General features: G+C 62.6%; 21 protein-coding genes. 16 read left to right on the top strand and 5 right to left on the bottom strand.

Translation table 11 applies throughout. The features are described from left to right. Nucleotides 1-5 precede the first annotated feature (5 nt). From JQK88_RS15205 to JQK88_RS15195, 3 genes are all read left to right on the top strand, one after another. On the top strand, nt 6-524 hold the full coding sequence (locus JQK88_RS15205; protein ID WP_203278734.1) for an RrF2 family transcriptional regulator: 519 nt from the start codon (nt 6-8) through the stop codon (nt 522-524). Nucleotides 525-555: 31 nt separating this feature from the next. Continuing rightward, nucleotides 556-1,014 carry a carboxymuconolactone decarboxylase family protein gene (locus JQK88_RS15200; RefSeq protein ID WP_112560322.1) on the top strand — a complete coding sequence of 153 codons (459 nt, stop codon included), beginning with the start codon at nt 556-558 and terminating at the stop codon, nt 1,012-1,014. A gap of 67 nt (nt 1,015-1,081) precedes the next feature. Next, nucleotides 1,082-1,459, top strand: a complete 378-nt coding sequence (locus JQK88_RS15195) for a DoxX family protein (protein WP_203278733.1) — start codon at nt 1,082-1,084, stop codon at nt 1,457-1,459. Between the two features lie 2 nt (nt 1,460-1,461). Here JQK88_RS15195 and JQK88_RS15190 read toward each other — a convergent pair whose 3' ends face one another. Both JQK88_RS15190 and JQK88_RS15185 read right to left on the bottom strand, forming a co-directional pair. After that, nucleotides 1,462-2,184 carry an SDR family oxidoreductase gene (locus tag JQK88_RS15190; RefSeq protein WP_203278732.1) on the bottom strand — a complete coding sequence of 241 codons (723 nt, stop codon included), beginning with the start codon at nt 2,182-2,184 and terminating at the stop codon, nt 1,462-1,464. Continuing rightward, complete coding sequence (locus JQK88_RS15185) at nt 2,181-3,020, bottom strand: SDR family oxidoreductase (RefSeq protein ID WP_203278731.1); 840 nt, start codon at nt 3,018-3,020, stop codon at nt 2,181-2,183. The genes JQK88_RS15190 and JQK88_RS15185 overlap by 4 nt, the downstream gene beginning before the upstream one ends. Before the next feature lie 104 nt (nt 3,021-3,124). On the opposite strand from JQK88_RS15185, the gene JQK88_RS15180 reads away from it, so the two are divergent. Then, the gene (locus JQK88_RS15180) at nt 3,125-3,997 is read left to right on the top strand and encodes a helix-turn-helix transcriptional regulator (protein WP_203278773.1); all 873 of its coding nucleotides are present in this window, start codon (nt 3,125-3,127) and stop codon (nt 3,995-3,997) included. A gap of 9 nt (nt 3,998-4,006) precedes the next feature. Here the strand turns inward: JQK88_RS15180 and JQK88_RS15175 are convergent, their stop codons facing one another. Continuing rightward, nucleotides 4,007-4,636 carry a TetR family transcriptional regulator C-terminal domain-containing protein gene (locus JQK88_RS15175; RefSeq protein WP_142868293.1) on the bottom strand — a complete coding sequence of 210 codons (630 nt, stop codon included), beginning with the start codon at nt 4,634-4,636 and terminating at the stop codon, nt 4,007-4,009. Nucleotides 4,637-4,890: 254 nt separating this feature from the next. On the opposite strand from JQK88_RS15175, the gene aptA reads away from it, so the two are divergent. The 6 genes from aptA to JQK88_RS15145 all read left to right on the top strand — a co-directional run bounded on the left by aptA (nt 4,891) and on the right by JQK88_RS15145 (nt 10,225). Continuing rightward, entirely contained in the window at nt 4,891-6,219 is a 1,329-nt protein-coding gene (gene aptA / locus JQK88_RS15170; protein WP_203278730.1) for an omega-aminotransferase AptA, read from the top strand. A gap of 69 nt (nt 6,220-6,288) precedes the next feature. Further along, nucleotides 6,289-7,539 carry a Zn-dependent hydrolase gene (locus JQK88_RS15165; RefSeq protein WP_203278729.1) on the top strand — a complete coding sequence of 417 codons (1,251 nt, stop codon included), beginning with the start codon at nt 6,289-6,291 and terminating at the stop codon, nt 7,537-7,539. A 3-nt stretch (nt 7,540-7,542) separates the two neighbouring features. After that, nucleotides 7,543-7,935 (top strand): hypothetical protein, encoded by a 393-nt coding sequence (locus JQK88_RS15160; RefSeq protein ID WP_203278728.1) that lies wholly within the window; start codon nt 7,543-7,545, stop codon nt 7,933-7,935. 64 nt (nt 7,936-7,999) lie between these two features. Next, nucleotides 8,000-9,451, top strand: coding sequence for a dihydropyrimidinase (gene hydA, locus JQK88_RS15155; RefSeq protein ID WP_203278727.1), 1,452 nt, complete (start codon nt 8,000-8,002; stop codon nt 9,449-9,451). Nucleotides 9,452-9,453: 2 nt separating this feature from the next. Then, nucleotides 9,454-9,825 (top strand): hypothetical protein, encoded by a 372-nt coding sequence (locus JQK88_RS15150; RefSeq protein WP_203278726.1) that lies wholly within the window; start codon nt 9,454-9,456, stop codon nt 9,823-9,825. 16 nt (nt 9,826-9,841) lie between these two features. Then, nucleotides 9,842-10,225, top strand: a complete 384-nt coding sequence (locus JQK88_RS15145; RefSeq protein ID WP_203278725.1) for a hypothetical protein — start codon at nt 9,842-9,844, stop codon at nt 10,223-10,225. 17 nt (nt 10,226-10,242) lie between these two features. On the opposite strand, the gene JQK88_RS15140 is transcribed toward JQK88_RS15145, so the two are convergent. Further along, complete coding sequence (locus tag JQK88_RS15140) at nt 10,243-10,647, bottom strand: cupin domain-containing protein (protein ID WP_376740412.1); 405 nt, start codon at nt 10,645-10,647, stop codon at nt 10,243-10,245. Between the two features lie 115 nt (nt 10,648-10,762). Here JQK88_RS15140 and JQK88_RS15135 point away from each other — a divergent pair, with 115 nt between their 5' ends. The 4 genes from JQK88_RS15135 (at nt 10,763) to JQK88_RS15120 (ending at nt 14,912) form a co-directional block, all read left to right on the top strand. After that, nucleotides 10,763-11,554 carry an ABC transporter ATP-binding protein gene (locus JQK88_RS15135; RefSeq protein WP_203278724.1) on the top strand — a complete coding sequence of 264 codons (792 nt, stop codon included), beginning with the start codon at nt 10,763-10,765 and terminating at the stop codon, nt 11,552-11,554. 317 nt (nt 11,555-11,871) lie between these two features. Continuing rightward, the gene (locus tag JQK88_RS15130; RefSeq protein ID WP_203278723.1) at nt 11,872-12,750 is read left to right on the top strand and encodes an ABC transporter permease; all 879 of its coding nucleotides are present in this window, start codon (nt 11,872-11,874) and stop codon (nt 12,748-12,750) included. Beyond that, nucleotides 12,747-13,901: an ABC transporter permease gene (locus JQK88_RS15125; protein ID WP_203278722.1), complete on the top strand. Its 1,155-nt coding sequence runs from the start codon at nt 12,747-12,749 to the stop codon at nt 13,899-13,901. Before JQK88_RS15130 ends, JQK88_RS15125 begins: the two co-directional genes overlap by 4 nt. Before the next feature lie 39 nt (nt 13,902-13,940). Continuing rightward, nucleotides 13,941-14,912: an ABC transporter substrate-binding protein gene (locus JQK88_RS15120; protein WP_203278721.1), complete on the top strand. Its 972-nt coding sequence runs from the start codon at nt 13,941-13,943 to the stop codon at nt 14,910-14,912. A 123-nt stretch (nt 14,913-15,035) separates the two neighbouring features. On the opposite strand, the gene JQK88_RS15115 is transcribed toward JQK88_RS15120, so the two are convergent. Next, nucleotides 15,036-15,494: an Lrp/AsnC family transcriptional regulator gene (locus JQK88_RS15115; protein ID WP_203278720.1), complete on the bottom strand. Its 459-nt coding sequence runs from the start codon at nt 15,492-15,494 to the stop codon at nt 15,036-15,038. 123 nt (nt 15,495-15,617) lie between these two features. Here JQK88_RS15115 and JQK88_RS15110 point away from each other — a divergent pair, with 123 nt between their 5' ends. Then, nucleotides 15,618-16,901, top strand: coding sequence for a cystathionine gamma-synthase family protein (locus JQK88_RS15110; protein ID WP_203278719.1), 1,284 nt, complete (start codon nt 15,618-15,620; stop codon nt 16,899-16,901). 165 nt (nt 16,902-17,066) lie between these two features. Further along, entirely contained in the window at nt 17,067-17,507 is a 441-nt protein-coding gene (locus JQK88_RS15105; RefSeq protein ID WP_192258493.1) for a CHRD domain-containing protein, read from the top strand. Nucleotides 17,508-17,553: the final 46 nt, after the last annotated feature.

The raw sequence follows: 17,553 nt of genomic DNA, 5'->3' as shown, positions 1-17,553 counted from the left end.
ACACCATGAAGCTGGGCGAGGGCGTTGAGGCGGCCATCCATTGTGCGGCCACGCTGGCCAGCGTGGAGGGCAACAGCACCCTGCCGGGCGCTGCCTTGGCAGAGTCTTTCGGCCTGTCGCCGAGCTATCTCTTGAAGCATCTCAACATGCTGACGGCGGAGCGCATCCTGGAATCGGTACCCGGGCCGGCGGGCGGTTACCGGCTGGCGCGGCCGGCCGAACGCATCACGCTGCTCGATATCGTGCTGGCGATCGAAGGGCGGGAGCCGGCGTTTCGCTGCGGCGAGATCCGCCGCAACGGGCCGGTCAAGCTCGACGCGTCCGCCTATGTAAAACTGTGCGGCATCAACGCCGCGATGCTGAAGGCCGAGCGCGCCTATCGCGCTGCTCTCGCGGAAACCCGGTTGTCCGACATCGTGGCTGACTACCAGGCAGAAGGCGATCCGAGATCGATCGCCGCCAGCTGCGCCTTTGTGGCGCGCCATCAGCGGCCGCAGAAATCCGCTTCGACCAAGCAAGTTTAATCCTCGCCAGAGAGACGTGAAAGGAAAGACAATGAAACAGAGACTGCAATTCTTCGCCAAGGCGCCGGAAATCATGAAGGCGGTGTCGGCGCTCAACAAGGCGGTCGACGAATGCGGGCTGGAAGTGGGCCTGCTGCATTTGATCAAGCTCAGGGCGTCGCAGATCAATGGCTGTTCCTACTGCGTCGAGATGCACAGCCGCGAGGCGCGGCGCGACGGCGAGACCGAGACGCGGCTCTACCTGGTCGCAGCCTGGAAGGAATCGCCACTGTTTTCCGAACGGGAACGTGCGGCGCTTGCCTGGACCGAGGCGACGACCCTGATCGCCAACAATGGCGTGTCGGATGAGCTCTATGCCCGCACGCTCGCGCATTTCTCTGAAGAGGAACTGGTCAAGCTGTCGGTTGCGATCGGCATGATCAACACCTGGAACCGGCTCTGCATCCCGTTCCACGCCATTCACCCGATGCCGGCCGCCAAAGCAGCCTGACCGTCCGGTTTAACAATGGAGCGCCGTCGAGAGGGCGGCGCTCCGACTGTTTTTAGGGGAGGGTTTTATGCCTGTCGATTTGCCTTTGACCTTGTTGTTTATCGGCCGCCTGTTGCTCGGCGGCGCCTTCGTCGTCGCCGGCCTGCGCAATGTTCAGAACGAGACCTTCCTGACCGGGTTGATGGCCGCGCGCGGCGTGCCGCAGGCCAAGCTGGCGCTATGGGCCGGCATCGTCCTGCAGACCATTGCCGGCGCGCTGGTGATGGCAGGTGTGTGGACCGCGATCGCAAGTGCTGTGCTGGTGCTGTTTCTCATCTCGGTCACGCCGATGTTCCATAATTTCTGGGACCATCAGGGTCCGGACCGGGCATCGCGCATCAATGGCTTTGTCGGCAATGTCGCGCTGGCAGGTGGTTTTCTGACGCTGATTGCGCAGTCGCTGTAAGGTTATGCCGCAAAGCGCAGGCCGCCGTCGCAGGTCAGCACCTGGCCGGTCACAAAACCGTTGGAGACCAGGAAGGCGATCGCGCCGGCGACGTCTTCGGCGTGGCCGATCCTGCCGACAGGCGTCTTGCCAGCATAGTCGGCAAACACCGCCTGCCGCTGGTCATCAGGCAAAAAGTCCCACCACGGCGTATCGATGACGCCGGGCGCGACGACGTTCACACGCAGCGGCTTCAACTCGACCGCCAGGATCGGCACCACCGTCAGCAGCATGCCGTTGACGGCGGCGATGCCGGCAACGCCGGGCGCGGTCAGTTGTGCCGATACCGCCGATATGAAGGTCACCGATCCCGATTTGTTGAGCGTCGGCAAAGCCGCCTGCAGGCAAGACAGTTGCGGCCGGACTTTCTCGTCGACGCCACCGGCGACGTCGGCAAGGTCGAGGCTTGCGAACGGGCCAAGCCCCTTGCCGCCGCTGGCGGCCAGAACGAGGTGATCGAAGGTTCCGACTTCTCCAAAGAATTGGCGTACTTCGTCCGGCTTCGAAGCATCGAAGGCAGCTTTTTCGGCGGCCCCGCCGAGGCTCTTCCAGGCGCTGGTGAGTTTTTCCGGATTGCGGCCGGTTATGGTGACCTTCATGCCCGGGCCAAGCAGTTTGCGCGCGGTCGCCAGTCCGATACCGGACGAGCCGCCGATGATGATTGTGTGTTGGATGTTGCTGGTCATGAATGCTGTTCCTTCGATTTTGCGGAGGCTTGGCCGACGAGGTCGAGGCTTAGAGCTCGCAATTGTTCTCGCGCCTTCGCGTCATAGGCCTGCGGGTCGGCGCGGGATTCCTTCTGGCCATCGAAATAGAGGCCGCTGCGGCCTTCAAGGGCGGGCGATGTCGCGAGGTTGAGGATGGCGTCGGCGCCGGTCTCGACTGAACTCCACGGTGTCACACCGGCCTGGCGAACCATGGTCGTGTTCATGTAGCTCGCCGGATGCAGGGCGTTGACGGTGACGCCGCTGCCTTTCAGCTCCTCGGCCAGGTCGATGGTGAACAGGATCTGCGCCAGCTTGCTCTGGCAGTAGGCGCGCACGCCGTCATAGGAACGGGTCAGCATGACATCGCCGAAATCGATCGCCTGCTGGCCGGCCGAGGCGACGTTGACGATGCGCGATGGCGAACTCGCCTTGAGCAGCGGCAGCAGTTCCGACGTCAGCAGGAAGCCGGCGAGATAGTTGATGGCAAAGCGCAGTTCGAAGCCGTCGGCGCTGAGCTGTCGCTTGGCGCCGGCGGTGCCGATGCCGGCATTGTTGATGAGGATGTCGAGCCGGTTGGTTCTGGCAAGCACGGCCTCAGCGAGGCGGCGAACTTCGGCCAGCGAAGCGAGGTCGGCGGCGAGGAATTCGGCCTTGCCGCCGGCGGTTTCGATTTCGGCGACGGTTGCCTTGCCGCGCGCGGCATCGCGGCCATGCACCAGCACGCGGGCGCCGGATCCGCCCAGCCGTTGGGCGACGACGCGGCCGACGCCGTCGGTCGAGCCGGTGATGAGGATTGTCTTGTCTTTCAGATCCATGTCGGAGAGCCTCCATATTCGCTCTGGATAACAAGATGGGGCGATCGGCGCGCCGCAAACAGTTCAAACTTTATCCTGGTATCGGTACTGCTATACTGCGCCCCATGGACGTTTCCGCACCATCACCCGAAGACAGCCGCCGGCGCGAGCTAGGCGCCTTCCTGCGCTCACGCCGCGAAAGGCTTTCGCCGTCGGCCACCGGCATCGCGGCCGGTGCCAGGCGGCGCACGCCCGGTCTGCGCCGCGAAGAGGTGGCGATGATCGCCGGTGTCGGCACGACCTGGTACACTTGGCTGGAGCAGGGCAGGGACGTGCGGCCTTCCGTCGAGGTGCTGACGGCGCTTTGCGAGGCCTTGCGCCTCGACGCCGCCGAGAAGCGGCATTTGTTCACGCTGGCCGGCCGCCAGCAGCCCGAGCGGCGGCGCATCACCCCGGTCAAGGTCGAAGGTCCCCTGCTGCACATGCTGCAGAGCCTGGTCCTGCAGCCGGCGTATATTGTCGGGCCGCGCTGGGATGTGCTGGCCTGGAATGCCGGGGCCGTTGCCATTTTCGGCGACTACGGTCTGTTGGAGGGCGATGCCCGCAACATCCTCCATGGCGTGTTCACCGATCCGCACCGGCGCCACCTGCTGGTCGATTGGGAACAGCTGGCGCGCGCCACCCTTGCCGCGTTTCGCGCCGAGAGCGCGAAATACACCGGCGATCCGGATTTCGAGCGGCTGATCGCGCTGATGATGCGCTCAAGCCCGGAATTCCGCGAATGGTGGCCGCAGCGCGATGTGGTGCATCGTCTGTCCGGCAAGAAGTATCTGCGCCACCCGATCGCCGGCGCGATGGCTTTCGAGCATATGAGCCTGTCGATCGACGACGGTTCGGACATGAAGCTGATTGTCTACACGCCACTTGCCGAGCAGAATTCGGTTGCGAAGCTGGAAGACCTGTTGAAGGCGCAGCCGAAGGAGCTGCGCAGCGCCTGACGCCCAAAGTCAGCCCTTCGGCTTCAGCCCGTCGATGAACAGCTGCTCCAGGAACCGCGCCGCATCCTCGAAGCGGCCGTCGCCGCCGCGGTCGGCGCCGAGCACGGCGCGGACCTGGACGTCGAAATCCGCATAATGCTGCGTCGTCGCCCAGATCGAGAAGATCAGGTGCCAGGGATCGGTGCGGGCAATCTTGCCTGCACGCATCCAGCCCTTGATGACATTGGCCTTCTCGTCGACCAGCGTTTTCAGTTCGCCTTCCAAAAGCGGCATGATGCGCGGCGCGCCCTGCAAAATCTCGTTGGCGAACAGCCGGCTTTCCCTGGGAAAATCGCGCGCCATTTCGAGCTTGCGCCTGATGTAGCTCCGGAGCTCGGTCAGGGGATCGCCGATATCGTCGAGTTCGCGCAATGGCGCCAGCCAGGTCGCCAGCAGCCGCTCCATCAGCGTCTCGTGAATGTCTTCCTTGCGGCGGAAATAGTAGAGCAGGTTCGGCTTCGACATCCCGGCGGCTTCGGCGATCTGGTCGATGGTCGAGCCGCGAAAGCCGTTGGTGGAGAAGACTTCGAGCGCCGCTTCCAGGATCAGTTCGCGCTTTTCCTGCTGGATGCGAGTGCGGCGAGGAGCGGAGCCTTCCATGGCGTCGGTCATACGGCCAAGCCTTGGTCGCGCGGGTCATCTGGACCAATTCTCTGGACCAGTTTTTCCCTGAGCCGTGGAGCGCACTTCGGAGGCCGCATTTCCGCTAGTAATCCCTTGACCGCCGACAGGGCGGTGCTAACGTTTGTCCAATCGGTCAAAATTTGCGTAGCATGAAAACGCAGCAAAGACCAAGCGTTGGAAAGACCAAGCGTTAGCCGCACCGAAACAGGTTACAAGGGGAAGTCTTGGTCATGTCCAACCGGCTGAAAGTCACGCCGAACGATCTCAGCGCATTCTGGATGCCGTTCACGGCAAACCGGCAGTTCAAACAGGCGCCACGCATGTTCGTGTCCGCCAAGGACATGCACTACACCACCAGCGATGGCCGCAAGGTGCTCGACGGCACCGCGGGTCTGTGGTGCGTCAATGCCGGCCATTGCCGGCCCAAGATCACAGAGGCGATCCAGCATCAGGCCGCCGAACTCGACTATGCGCCGGCCTTCCAGATGGGCCACCCCATCGTGTTCGAGCTGGCCAACCGCCTGGTCGACATTGCGCCCAAGGGCATGGACCATGTCTTCTTCACCAATTCCGGCTCGGAATCGGTCGATACGGCGCTGAAGATGGCGATCGCCTATCACCGCGTGAAGGGCGAGGGCGCGCGCACCCGCCTGATCGGCCGCGAGCGCGGCTATCACGGCGTCAATTTCGGCGGCATCTCGGTCGGCGGCATCGTCAGCAACCGCAAGATGTTCGGCACGCTGCTCGGCGGCGTCGACCATATGCCGCACACGCATCTGCCGGAGAAGAATGCCTTCTCCAAGGGCGTGCCGGAGTATGGCGCGGAGCTTGCCAATGAGTTGGAGCGCATCGTTGCGCTGCATGACGCCTCGACCATCGCCGCCGTCATTGTCGAGCCGGTCGCCGGCTCCACCGGCGTCATCCTGCCGCCGAAGGGCTATTTGCAGAAGCTGCGCGAGATCTGCACCAAGCACGGTATCCTGTTGATCTTCGACGAGGTCATCACCGGTTTCGGCCGCCTCGGCGCGCCGTTCGCCGCCGACTACTTTGGCGTCATGCCTGACATCATGACCACCGCCAAAGGCGTTTCCAACGGCGTCATCCCGATGGGCGCGGTGTTCGTGAAGAAGGAGATCCACGACGCCTTCATGACCGGCCCCGAGCACATGATCGAGTTCTTCCACGGCTACACCTATTCGGGCAATCCGATCGCATGTGCGGCGGCACTCGGCACGCTCGACACCTATAAGGAAGAGGGCCTGCTCACCCGTGGCGAGGAGCTGGCGCCGTATTGGGAAGACGCGTTGCATTCGCTGAAGGGCGAGCCGCACGTCATCGACATCAGGAACATCGGCCTGATCGGCGCGATCGAACTGGCGCCGATCGCCGGCAGCCCGACCAAGAGGGCCTTCTCGGCCTTCGTCAAGGCGTTCGAGCGCGGCGCATTGATCCGCACCACCGGCGACATCATCGCGCTGTCGCCGCCGCTGATCATCACCAAGGGCCAGATCAACGAATTGATCGACCATGTGCGTGAAGTGCTGCGATCAATAGACTAGTCTATTCAATCAATCGGGCGGTGGCGGGAACCGCCGCCCGGTTGATGGTATGAAATGAGAGGACTTTGAATGGCCGCCCCAGGCGAGAATCTGCGAATCAATTCAGACCGTTTGTGGGATTCCATCATGGAGATGGCGAAGATCGGCCCCGGCGTTGCCGGCGGCAACAATCGCCAGACCGTGACCGACGAGGACGGCGAAGGCCGGCATCTGTTCAAGCGCTGGTGCGAGGCGGCCGGGCTCGAAATGGGTCTCGACGAAATGGGCACCATGTTTGCCCGCCGGGAAGGCGCCGATCCCAGCCTGCCGCCGGTCTATGTCGGCAGCCATCTCGATACGCAGCCGACCGGCGGCAAATATGACGGCGTGCTTGGCGTGCTCGGCGGGCTGGAGATCATCCGTTCGCTCAACGATCTCGGCATCACCACCAGGCATCCGATCGTCGTCACCAACTGGACCAACGAGGAAGGCTCGCGCTTTGCCCCGGCGATGATGGCCTCCGGCGTGTTCGCCGGCGTGCTGGAGCAGGCGGACGTGTATCAGCACACCGACAAGCAGGGCAAAAAATTCGGCGAGGAGCTGGAGCGCATCGGCTGGAAAGGCACCGAGAAGGTGGGGGACCGAAAGATCCACGCCTTCTTCGAATTGCATATCGAGCAGGGGCCGATCCTCGAGGATGAAGGCATCGATATCGGCGTCGTCACCCATGGCCAGGGCCTGAAATGGCTGCAGGTGACGCTGACCGGCAAGGAGGCGCATACCGGTTCGACGCCGATGCCCAAGCGCCGCAATGCCGGGCTCGGCATGGCCCGGGTGATCGAACTGGTGCACGAGATCGCCATGGACTACCAGCCGGATGCCGTCGGCGCGGTCGGCCACATGGAAGTGTTTCCGAACTCGCGCAACATCATTGCAGGGCGCACCGTCTTTACCATCGACATCCGCTCGCCGGAAAAGGAAGTGCTGGACGCGATGGACGGCCGCATCCGCGAAGGAATCGAAACGATCTGCGAGGCGCTCGACATCCAGTACAAGGTCGAACAGGTCGGCGCGTTCGATCCGGTGACCTTCGACGCCGGTTGCGTCAAGGCAATCCGCGACGCCGCCGATCGGCTCGGCTATTCGCACCGCAACATCGTCTCCGGCGCCGGCCACGACGCCTGCTGGATCAACCGCGTTGCACCGACCGCCATGGTGATGTGTCCCTGCGTTGACGGGTTGTCACACAACGAGGCCGAGGAAATCACCAAGGAATGGGCCGGCGCCGGCGCCGATGTGCTGTTCCACGCGGTGGTGGAGACTGCGGGGATCGTGGCGTGAGTTATGGGTGAGCAGGACGATCTGGATTTTGATGCCTTGCTCGCGCTTATTCGCAAGGAGATCGACGAATACAATTATCAGGCGCTTACAGAAGATCGCACGGATCTAGTGGGAGTGCCGGTAACGCAAGATCGTATTGATGCTGACCTTGCTCGGTTTCGTTCGGCATTGGTGAAGCCTTACTGGATCGACGTTGTTCGTCGTGACACGATTGAGGATTTGGAGAACGAGACGCCCTTTGCCGAGAGATGCGCGGTGGTGACAGACGATAGAGACGGCTACCTGTTGGCTTATGTGCACCAAAGGCGCGAGTTTGTTCTGGTTGACCGAATGGGCGATCAATACGTGACGATCGGCGTACGAGGTGATCCGGTCGGTTGTTATTTGGCAATGTAGTGGTTGGCAGGGCAGCCGTCGAAAAGAGCTGGCGCCTCGACTGTCGGAACAGGGGAACAAGAAAATGACCAAAGTCATCAAGAACGGAACCATCGTCACCGCCGACCGCACCTGGAAGGCCGATGTGCTGATGCAGCACGGCAAGATCGTCGCCATCGGCTCCAACCTGCACGGCGACCATGAGTTCGACGCCACCGGCTGCTACGTCATGCCGGGCGGCGTCGATCCGCACACCCATCTCGAAATGCCGTTCATGGGCACCTATTCGGCCGACGATTTCGAATCCGGCACGCGCGCAGCGCTGTCAGGCGGCACGACGATGGTCGTCGATTTCTGCCTGCCGTCGCCGAAGCAGTCGCTGCTCGAAGCCTTGCAGATGTGGGACAACAAGACGTCGAAGGCGTCCTGCGATTATTCCTTTCACATGGCGATCACCTGGTGGGGCAAGCAGGTGTTCGACGAGATGGCCGCCGTCGTCGACAAGGGCATCACCTCGTTCAAGCATTTTATGGCCTACAAGGGTGCGCTGATGGTCGACGACGACGAGATGTATGCGTCGTTCCAGCGCTGCGCCGACCTCGGCGCGCTGCCGCTGGTTCATGCCGAGAACGGCGACGTGGTCGCCGCACTATCGCAGAAGCTGCTCGCCGCCGGCAACAACGGCCCGGAGGGGCATGCCTATTCGCGCCCGCCGGAAGTGGAAGGCGAGGCGACCAACCGCGCCATCATGATCGCCGACATGGCCGGCGTGCCGCTCTATGTCGTGCATGTCTCCTGCGAGCAGGCGCATGAGGCCATCCGCCGGGCGCGGCAGAAAGGCATGCGCGTCTTCGGCGAGCCGCTGATCCAGCATCTGACACTCGACGAGAGCGAATATTTCAACAAGGACTGGGACCATGCGGCGCGCCGCGTGATGAGCCCGCCCTTCCGCAACAAATTGCACCAGGATTCGCTGTGGGCCGGCCTACAGGCCGGTTCGCTGCAAGTGGTGGCAACCGACCATTGCGCCTTCACCACCAAGCAGAAGCGCAACGGCGTCGGCGATTTCACCAAGATCCCGAATGGCACCGGCGGGCTCGAGGACCGCTTGCCGATGCTGTGGACCACAGGCGTCAACACCGGACGGCTGACGATGAACGAGTTCGTCGCGGTAACCTCGACCAACATCGCCAAGATACTCAACATGTATCCGAAGAAGGGCGCCATCGTCGAAGGCGCGGATGCCGACATCGTGGTGTGGGACCCGAAGCGCAAGAAGAAGATCACTTCGAAAAAGCAGCAATCGGTGATCGACTACAACGTCTTCGAAGGGTTCGAGGTGACCGGCCTGCCGCGCTTCGTGTTTTCGCGCGGTGAGCTGTCGATCGAGGAAGCCGAGGTCAAGGCCAAGCCCGGCCATGGCGAGTTCGTCGCCCGTGAACCGAACGCGGCGGTCAACCGGGCGCTGTCGACCTGGAAGGACATTACCGCGCCACGCAAAGTGGAACGCACCGGCATTCCGGCGACGGGGGTCTGAGGTTGCCGAATTCCGCAGCGTTCATCTCACTGGTCGTGGCGACCGTCATCGCTGGTCCGGCAGAAGCGGCCAGCGTGCTGGTTGGCTCCTGGGGCAACGATGCCGGCTGCGTCGTCGCAAAGGCCGGTTATCAGGACGGCGACGACTATATCGTGCTGACTGCCGAAGGCATCGAGACCTATGGCAGTGGCTGCCGGTTCGCGCAGCAATTGACCTCGGCGCCGGGTACCCAATCGCTTGATGCGAGCTGCTCAGCCGAGGGCGAAGCGGGGACGACGGCTGAAACCGTTGTGGTCACCAACAAGGGAGAGGATGGTTTCTTCGTGACCATTCCCGGCCTTGACGAAATGGGGCCGCTGCAACCGTGTTCGTGACGTTGGATTTGGGGGAATGAGCGTGCGTGGTTTTGGTCTCTCTTTAGCGGTGCTTGCCGTTCTGGCTGCGGGCCAGGCTTTCGCGGCAGGCATCGATCTGTCGAAACCCTATGGCGACAAATATGGCTGCATCAACCGCAACGGCCAGGAAGTCGCCGCCGATCAGATGCTGCTTTTGACCGACGAGGCATTGGTCACCGCCGCCAGCGCCTGCACATTCACCGAGAAACAGGCGCAGGCCGACGGTTCGCTGGTGGTGACGGCAACCTGTGAGGCGGAAGGCGAAGAGGGACAGGAGCCTACCAAGTTCACCATCAAGCATAGCGCCAAGAACGCCAAAAAGCTGACGATTGTCGACGAAGACGGCAACGTCATGGGGGAAGTTGCGCGGTGCAAATGACGGCGATCCCGTCAGTGTCAGGCGACCAACGCATCCAGTTCCGGCAGCAGGACGACGCTTTCCTGTTCGTTGGGATCGGTGCGGGCGATGACCGCCGAAGAGGGGGCATTGCTCAGATTGGCCGGCAGATGTGGCACACCGGCCGGGATGTAGAAGAGGTCGCCGGCCTTGACGATGATGTGGTGCTCCAGCCGGTCGCCATACCAGGTGTGAACCTCGCCGGAGAGCACGTAGATCGCCGTTTCATGGCTTTCATGCAGGTGCGCCTTGGCGCGGGCGCCGGGCGGCATGGTGAGCACGTGCATGCAGATGCCGGAGGAACCGACGGACTCCGCCGCGATGCCGGCAAAATAGGTCAATCCCTGCTTGCCTTCATAAGTGCTTTCAGGACGGATAAGGTGACAGGTGGGTTTGGGCGACATCGGCAAGGCTCCGGGCGTCGATGATGGGGATTGGACGAGTGGAAAACAACATCAACGCAAATGCAACGGCATTTCGTCCTGCGCGGCAGCGGCTGCGAAAGGCAGGCTGCGGCCAATGACGGGAACTTCGCCAGCCGTCGTTTCGGCAAGCAAACTTGGCCTCACCTTTCAGACCAATGACGGTCCGGTGCAGGCGCTGTCCAATGTCGACCTCACCATCGGCAAGGGCGAGTTCGTTTCCTTCATCGGCCCGTCCGGCTGCGGCAAGACCACCTTGCTGCGTGTCATCGCCGATCTGGAGAAGCCGACCTCGGGCACCATCTCGGTCAACGGCATGACGCCGGAGCAGGCGCGCGAAAAGCGCGCCTATGGCTATGTCTTCCAGGCGGCCGCGCTTTTCCCGTGGCGCACGATCGAGCGCAATGTGGCGCTGCCGCTGGAGATCATCGGCCTCTCCAGGGCCGAGCAGGCGGAGCGCATCAAGCGCACAATGGAACTCGTCAATCTCTCCGGATTCGAGAAGAAATACCCTTGGCAGCTTTCCGGCGGCATGCAGCAGCGCGCTTCCATCGCCCGCGCGCTCGCCTTCGACGCCGATCTGCTGCTGATGGACGAGCCGTTCGGCGCGCTGGACGAGATCGTGCGCGACCACCTCAACGAACAGCTTTTGGAACTGTGGGCGCGGACCAACAAGACGATCTGCTTCGTCACCCATTCCATTCCCGAGGCGGTGTATCTGTCAACGCGCATTGTCGTCATGTCGCCGCGCCCCGGCCGTGTCACCGACATCATCGAATCGACGCTGCCGAAGGAGCGGCCGCTGGATATCCGCGAGACGCCGGAGTTTCTGGCGATTGCGGCCCGGGTGCGCGACGGCTTGAGGGCAGGGCACAGCTATGATGATTGAGGGCCGTCATGAGCGAGCGACCAACCATGCCTTCGTCATCCTAGGGCGAAGCAAGGAGCGAAGCGACGCGGCGCAGACCCTAGGATCCATGCCGTTACTTCTATGCTCCGCGGCGGTACAGAACGGTGCACCCTCCGCCGCGCCTTCGAAGGCGAACATTCTCGACCGCTTATATCCCTTGGCCAACGTCACGGAATGGATCCTAGGGTCTACGCAAGCCGCTTCGCGCTTGCTTCGCCCTAGGATGACGAAGTGTGAGCGTCGCGATCACTTCACCTCGGCTCGGTGCGCGGCTTCCGTTATGCGAGCGCTATTCCATGGATAGCTTCCGCGACAAACTCATCCCCGTCACCTCGATCCTCCTGGGTGTGGTCGTCCTCTGGTACATCTTCGCCGTCGTCCTCAACGCGCCGTTCCAGCGCGACCTCGACCGGCGTGCCAACGAGACCTCCGGCACCGTCGAATTCATCGGCAAGACGCTGTCGCAGCCCAAGCCGACGCTACCGGCGCCGCATCAGGTGGCGGTGAATTTCTTCGAGAACACCTTTCTGCGGCCGATCACCTCGACCCGCAGCCTCGTCTACAATGCCTGGGTGACGCTGTCGTCGACGCTGCTCGGCTTTGCCTTCGGCACCGCGCTCGGCATCATCATCGCCGTCGGCATCGTGCATGTGGCGACGCTCGACCGCAGCCTGATGCCGTGGATCATCGCCTCGCAGACGATTCCCATCCTGGCGGTGGCGCCGATGATCATCGTCGTTCTGGCGGCGATTGGCGTGACCGGCCTGATCCCGAAGGCGATGATCTCGACCTATCTGTCATTCTTCCCGGTGACGGTGGGCATGGTGAAGGGCCTTCGCTCGCCCGAACTCATGCATCTCGACCTGATGCATACCTACAATGCCAGCGCCTCGCAGACCTTCTGGAAGCTGCGCGTGCCGGCATCGGTGCCGTTCCTGTTCACCTCGATGAAGGTGGCGGTGGCGGCGAGCCTGGTCGGCGCCATCGTCGGCGAACTGCCGACCGGTGCGGTCGCCGGTATCGGCGCGAAACTGCTCGCCGGCGCCTATTACAGCCAGTCCGTCGACATCTGGTCGGCACTGGTCGCAGGCTCGGTGGTGGCAGCACTTCTGGTCATGGTGGTCGGCATCGCCGGGCGCCTCGTCGACCGCGCCATGGGCGGGAGGCCGGCATGAACTGGCTGAAGCCATCCTGGCAAGCGGTGCTGGCCATTCTCCTCTGCCTTGTCGCTCTGGCGCTCGGCGCGATGTCTAAGCCGGAAGCGGCTGCACTCGCGGACCCGGCTGCCAGCTTCGACTACTCCTATTTCGGGCTAAAGACCCCGATGATCGGCCTGGCCGTGCTGGCGGGGCTGATCTCAATGCTCAGGATTTCGTCTCTGGCTGAGGCTGTGGTGCTGTTCATCGGCGCCCACCTCGTCGCCTGGATGCTGATCTCGGGCATCACCGGTTTCGAAGGCACGGCATTGGCGCCGTATTTCCTGTTGCTCGCCGCTGCCTGGCTGCTGGCCTGGCGCTGCGTCGCGGTGCTGTCAGGGCTTCGACCGACGGCAAAAGGAGAGCGGATGGCGTTGCGGCTGATCATCCCGGCGATCTTCGGTGCCTGGATTCTGATCATCTGGGAAGCGGTGACGCGCGGCGCCGGCATTCCCTTCATCCTTTTGCCACCGCCAAGCGCCATCGGCGCGCGCATCGCGAGGTCCCTGCCGGTGCTTGGCGCCGACGTGCGGCAGACCATCTTCAAGGCGGTGATCTTCGGTTATGTCGTCGGCAGCAGCGCCGGCTTCCTGGTGGCCATCGCGGCCGACCGCGTGCCGTTCCTGCGCCGTGGCCTGCTGCCGATCGGCAACATGGTCTCGGCGCTGCCGATCATCGGCGTAGCACCGATCATGGTGATGTGGTTCGGCTTCGACTGGCCGTCCAAGGCAGCTGTCGTCATCATCATGACCTTCTTCCCGATGCTGGTGAACACGGTCGCCGGGCTTGCGGCCTCCGGCCATATGGAGCGCGACCTGATGCGCACCTATGCCTCGAGCTACTGGCCGACGCTGCTGAAACTCCGGTTGCCAGCCGCGGCGCCCTTCATTTTCAACGCGCTGAAGATCAACTCGACGCTGGCGCTGATCGGCGCCATCGTAGCCGAGTTCTTCGGCACTCCGGTCGTCGGCATGGGCTTTCGCATCTCGACCGAGGTCGGGCGGATGAACATCGACATGGTCTGGGCCGAAATCGCAGTTGCAGCCCTTGCGGGTTCGGTCTTTTATGGCGTGGTCGCTCTTATCGAGAGAGCCGTCACGTTTTGGCATCCCTCTGTCCGTGGTGGATAGGGCGGTGGGTTTTGGGTGTTAACTTCAGAGGGTAAAAACATGAAAAGACTGATCATTCCGTTGCTGGCCGGCGCGATGTCGCTGGCCGCGTTCCAGGCCATGGCCGCCGACAAGGTGACCTTGCAGCTGAAATGGGTCACGCAGGCCCAGTTCGCCGGCTATTATGTCGCCAAGGCCAAGGGTTTCTATGAGGCCGAAGGCCTCGACGTCGACATCAAGCCGGGCGGTCCCGATATCGCGCCTGAGCAGGTGATCGCCGGCGGCGGCGCCGACGTCATCGTCGACTGGATGGGTGGTGCATTGGCCGCGCGCGAAAAGGGCGTGCCGCTGGTCAACATCGCCCAGCCGTTCAAGAAGGCCGGCATGGAACTGGTCTGCCCGAAGGACGGCCCGATCAAGACCGAAGCCGATTTCAAGGGCCACACGCTGGGCGTCTGGTTCTTCGGCAACGAGTATCCGTTCTACGCCTGGATGAACAAGCTCGGCCTCAAGACCGAAGGCGGCCCGGACGGTGTCACCGTTCTCAAGCAGAGCTTTGACGTGCAGCCGCTGATCCAGAAGCAGGCGGATTGCATCTCGGTCATGACCTACAACGAGTACTGGCAGCTGATCGATGCCGGCTACAAGCCGGAACAGCTGACCGTGTTCAACTACTCGGCGATGGGCAACGACCTGCTCGAAGACGGCCTCTATGCCTCGGAAGACAAGCTTAAGGATCCGGCCTTCGAGGACAAGATGGTGCGTTTCGTGCGCGCTTCGATGAAGGGCTGGAAATACGCTGTCGACAACAATGACGAAGCCGCAGGCATCGTCATGGACAATGGCGGCCAGGACGAGAACCACCAGAAGCGGATGATGAGCGAAATCGCCAAGCTGATCGACAATGCCGACGGCAAGCTCGATCCGGCGACCTACGAGCGCACCGCCAAGGCGCTGCTCGACCAGAAGATCATCACCAAGGCGCCGACCGGCGCTTACACCACGGCGATCACCGACAAGGCGATCAAATAAGCCTGGTTAGGTCGTTTCGATCTTGAGAGCGGCGAAGAGCGGTTCGAAAGAACCGCTCTTTTTCTTTGTTTGATGCATGTCGTTGCCCCAAAACCGCTGCACACTTTTGGGCGACATGCATTGTCAGAGGCGCCGTTCCTTTATGGTGTTCATGACGAAGCTGGTCTCGATCGAGGCGACGCATTTCAGCCGCGCGATCTTTTCCTTGATGAAGCGCTCGTATTGGTCGAGGCTGCCGGCCACCACCTTCAGCACATAGTCGCGCGAACCGGTGACGAGGTGGCATTCCAGCACCTCTTCCCAGCCCCGGATCGCCTCCTCGAACATGACGATCTCGTCCTCGTTCTGGCGGCTGAGCCTGACGGTAGCGATGGCGACCATGCTCCAGCCGAAGGCGGCGGGATCGACAAGCGTGGTATAGCCCCGGATGATGCCGGCTTCCTCCAGCCGCCGCACGCGCCGCAGGCAGGGCGAAGGCGACAGGCCTATGCGTTCGGCCAGCTCATTGTTGGTGATGCGGGCGTCGGCCTGCAATTCGCGCAGGATTTTAAGGTCGAAATCGTCGGCTATCTTCTGCTGCAATTTTGCTCGCTCCTGGCAGTTTGTTGCGGGGCTGCAGCCATGCGAGGCCGAAAATAGCAAGGACTGGTGGATCGGGATCGCATAAATTGCCGCGCGAGACTCCTCCAGAACGCAGGAAAAGCCATGACCGCGCCACGCCCGTCGAAAACCCATATCGGCAACCACAAGCTCCACCCCGAGACGCTGATGCTGAGCTATGGCTTCGATCCGCAGCTGTCGGAGGGCGCCGTCAAGCCGCCGGTGTTTTTGACCTCGACCTTCGTGTTCAAATCGGCGGAAGAGGGGCGCGACTTCTTCGACTATACCTCCGGCCGCAAGGAGCCGCCGAGCGGCACGGCGTCTGGACTGGTCTATTCGCGCTTCAACCATCCCAACTCAGAGATCGTCGAGGACCGGCTGGCGGTCTATGAGGGAACGGATGCCTGCATCCTGTTTTCGTCGGGCATGTCGGCGATCGCGACGACGCTGCTTGCCTATGCCCGTCCGGGCGATGTCATCCTGCACTCGCAGCCGCTTTACGGCGGCACCGAGACGCTGCTGACGCGCACGCTGTCCGGCTTCGGCATCGGCGCTGTCGGTTTCGCCGATGGCGTCGACGAGACGGCGGTGCGCACTGCCGCCGATGCTGCCGTGGCCAAGGGCCGCGTCTCCGTCATCCTGATCGAAACGCCGTCGAACCCGACCAACAGCCTGGTCGATATCGCGCTGATCCGGAAGATCGCCGACGAGATCGGTGGCAAGCAAGGGTCGACGCCGATCATCGTCTGCGACAACACGCTGCTCGGTCCGGTGTTCCAGCGGCCGATCGAACACGGCGCCGATGTGTCCGTCTATTCGCTGACCAAATATGTCGGCGGCCATTCCGACCTGATCGCGGGTGCGGCTATGGGCAGTAAAGCCGTGACCAAGCCGATCAAGGCGCTGCGCGGCGCCATCGGCACGCAGCTCGACCCGCATTCCTGCTGGATGCTCGGCCGCTCGCTGGAGACGCTATCGATCCGCATGGAGCGGGCCAACGACAATGCGCGCCTGGTGGCTGAATTCCTGCGCGACCATGCCAAGGTCGAGAAGGTGCATTATCTGCCGTTCCTCGACGAGGATACGGCCGCGGGCCGCGCCTACAAGGCGCAGTGCAGCGGCGCCGGCTCGACATTCTCTTTCGATATCAAAGGCGGAGAGAAGGCGGCCTTCGCTCTCCTCAACGGGCTGCAGATCTTCAAGCTGGCGGTGAGCCTCGGCGGCACGGAATCGCTGGCCAGCCACCCGGCGGCGATGACCCATTCCGGTATCCCCTTCGATGTGCGCCAGCGCATCGGCGTGCTGGAGACCACGGTCAGGCTGTCGATCGGCGTCGAACACCCGGACGATTTGATCGCCGACCTGACGCAGGCGCTGGCGAGCGTCTGAGTGTTGGCATGACGGAAATCCAGACAAGCGGCAATTGACCGCCCCTTTGTTCATGCCGCCGGTAACATCTGCGTGTGCCGGGATACATCGTGTCGTTCATCCGTTGGGGTGATGCATCCGCGCGCCGGGGAGCCGCAAGGGATGCTGCAATCAACGGAGGTCTTCATGCGTATCCAATCCTTGCCGGTGCTTTCGGCGCTCGCTGTTTCGACAGCCCTGCTGTTCGCATCTCCGGCCATGGCCGAAATCGTAAAGTACAAGGCGACGCTCGATGGCGCTCAGCAGAGCCCGCCCGTCACTACCAAGGGCAAGGGAACCGCCACTCTCACATTCGACACCACCAAGAAGAAGCTCAGCTGGAACGTCAAATATTCCGGCCTCAGCGGCCCGGCGACGGCGGCGCACATTCATGGTCCGGCGGCGATGGGTGCGAACGCAGCTCCAGTGATCCCGTTCAAAGGCAAGCTCAAGAGCCCGATCAAGGGTTCGGCGGAACTGACCGATGCGCAGGCCGCCGACCTGGCAGCCGGCAACTATTACGTTAACGTCCATACTGCCGCCAACAAGGATGGCGAGATTCGCGGGCAGATCGAAGCCGTGAAATAACCCAATCAAACCGACAAAAAGGGGCGGCCGACCGCCCCTTTTTTCG

Source organism: Mesorhizobium caraganae (genome assembly GCF_016836705.1).
GTDB classification, from domain to species: Bacteria; Pseudomonadota; Alphaproteobacteria; order Rhizobiales; family Rhizobiaceae; genus Mesorhizobium; species Mesorhizobium caraganae.
The sequence above is the reverse complement of the archived record's forward strand: the minus strand, read 5'-3'. Positions and strand labels throughout refer to the sequence as shown.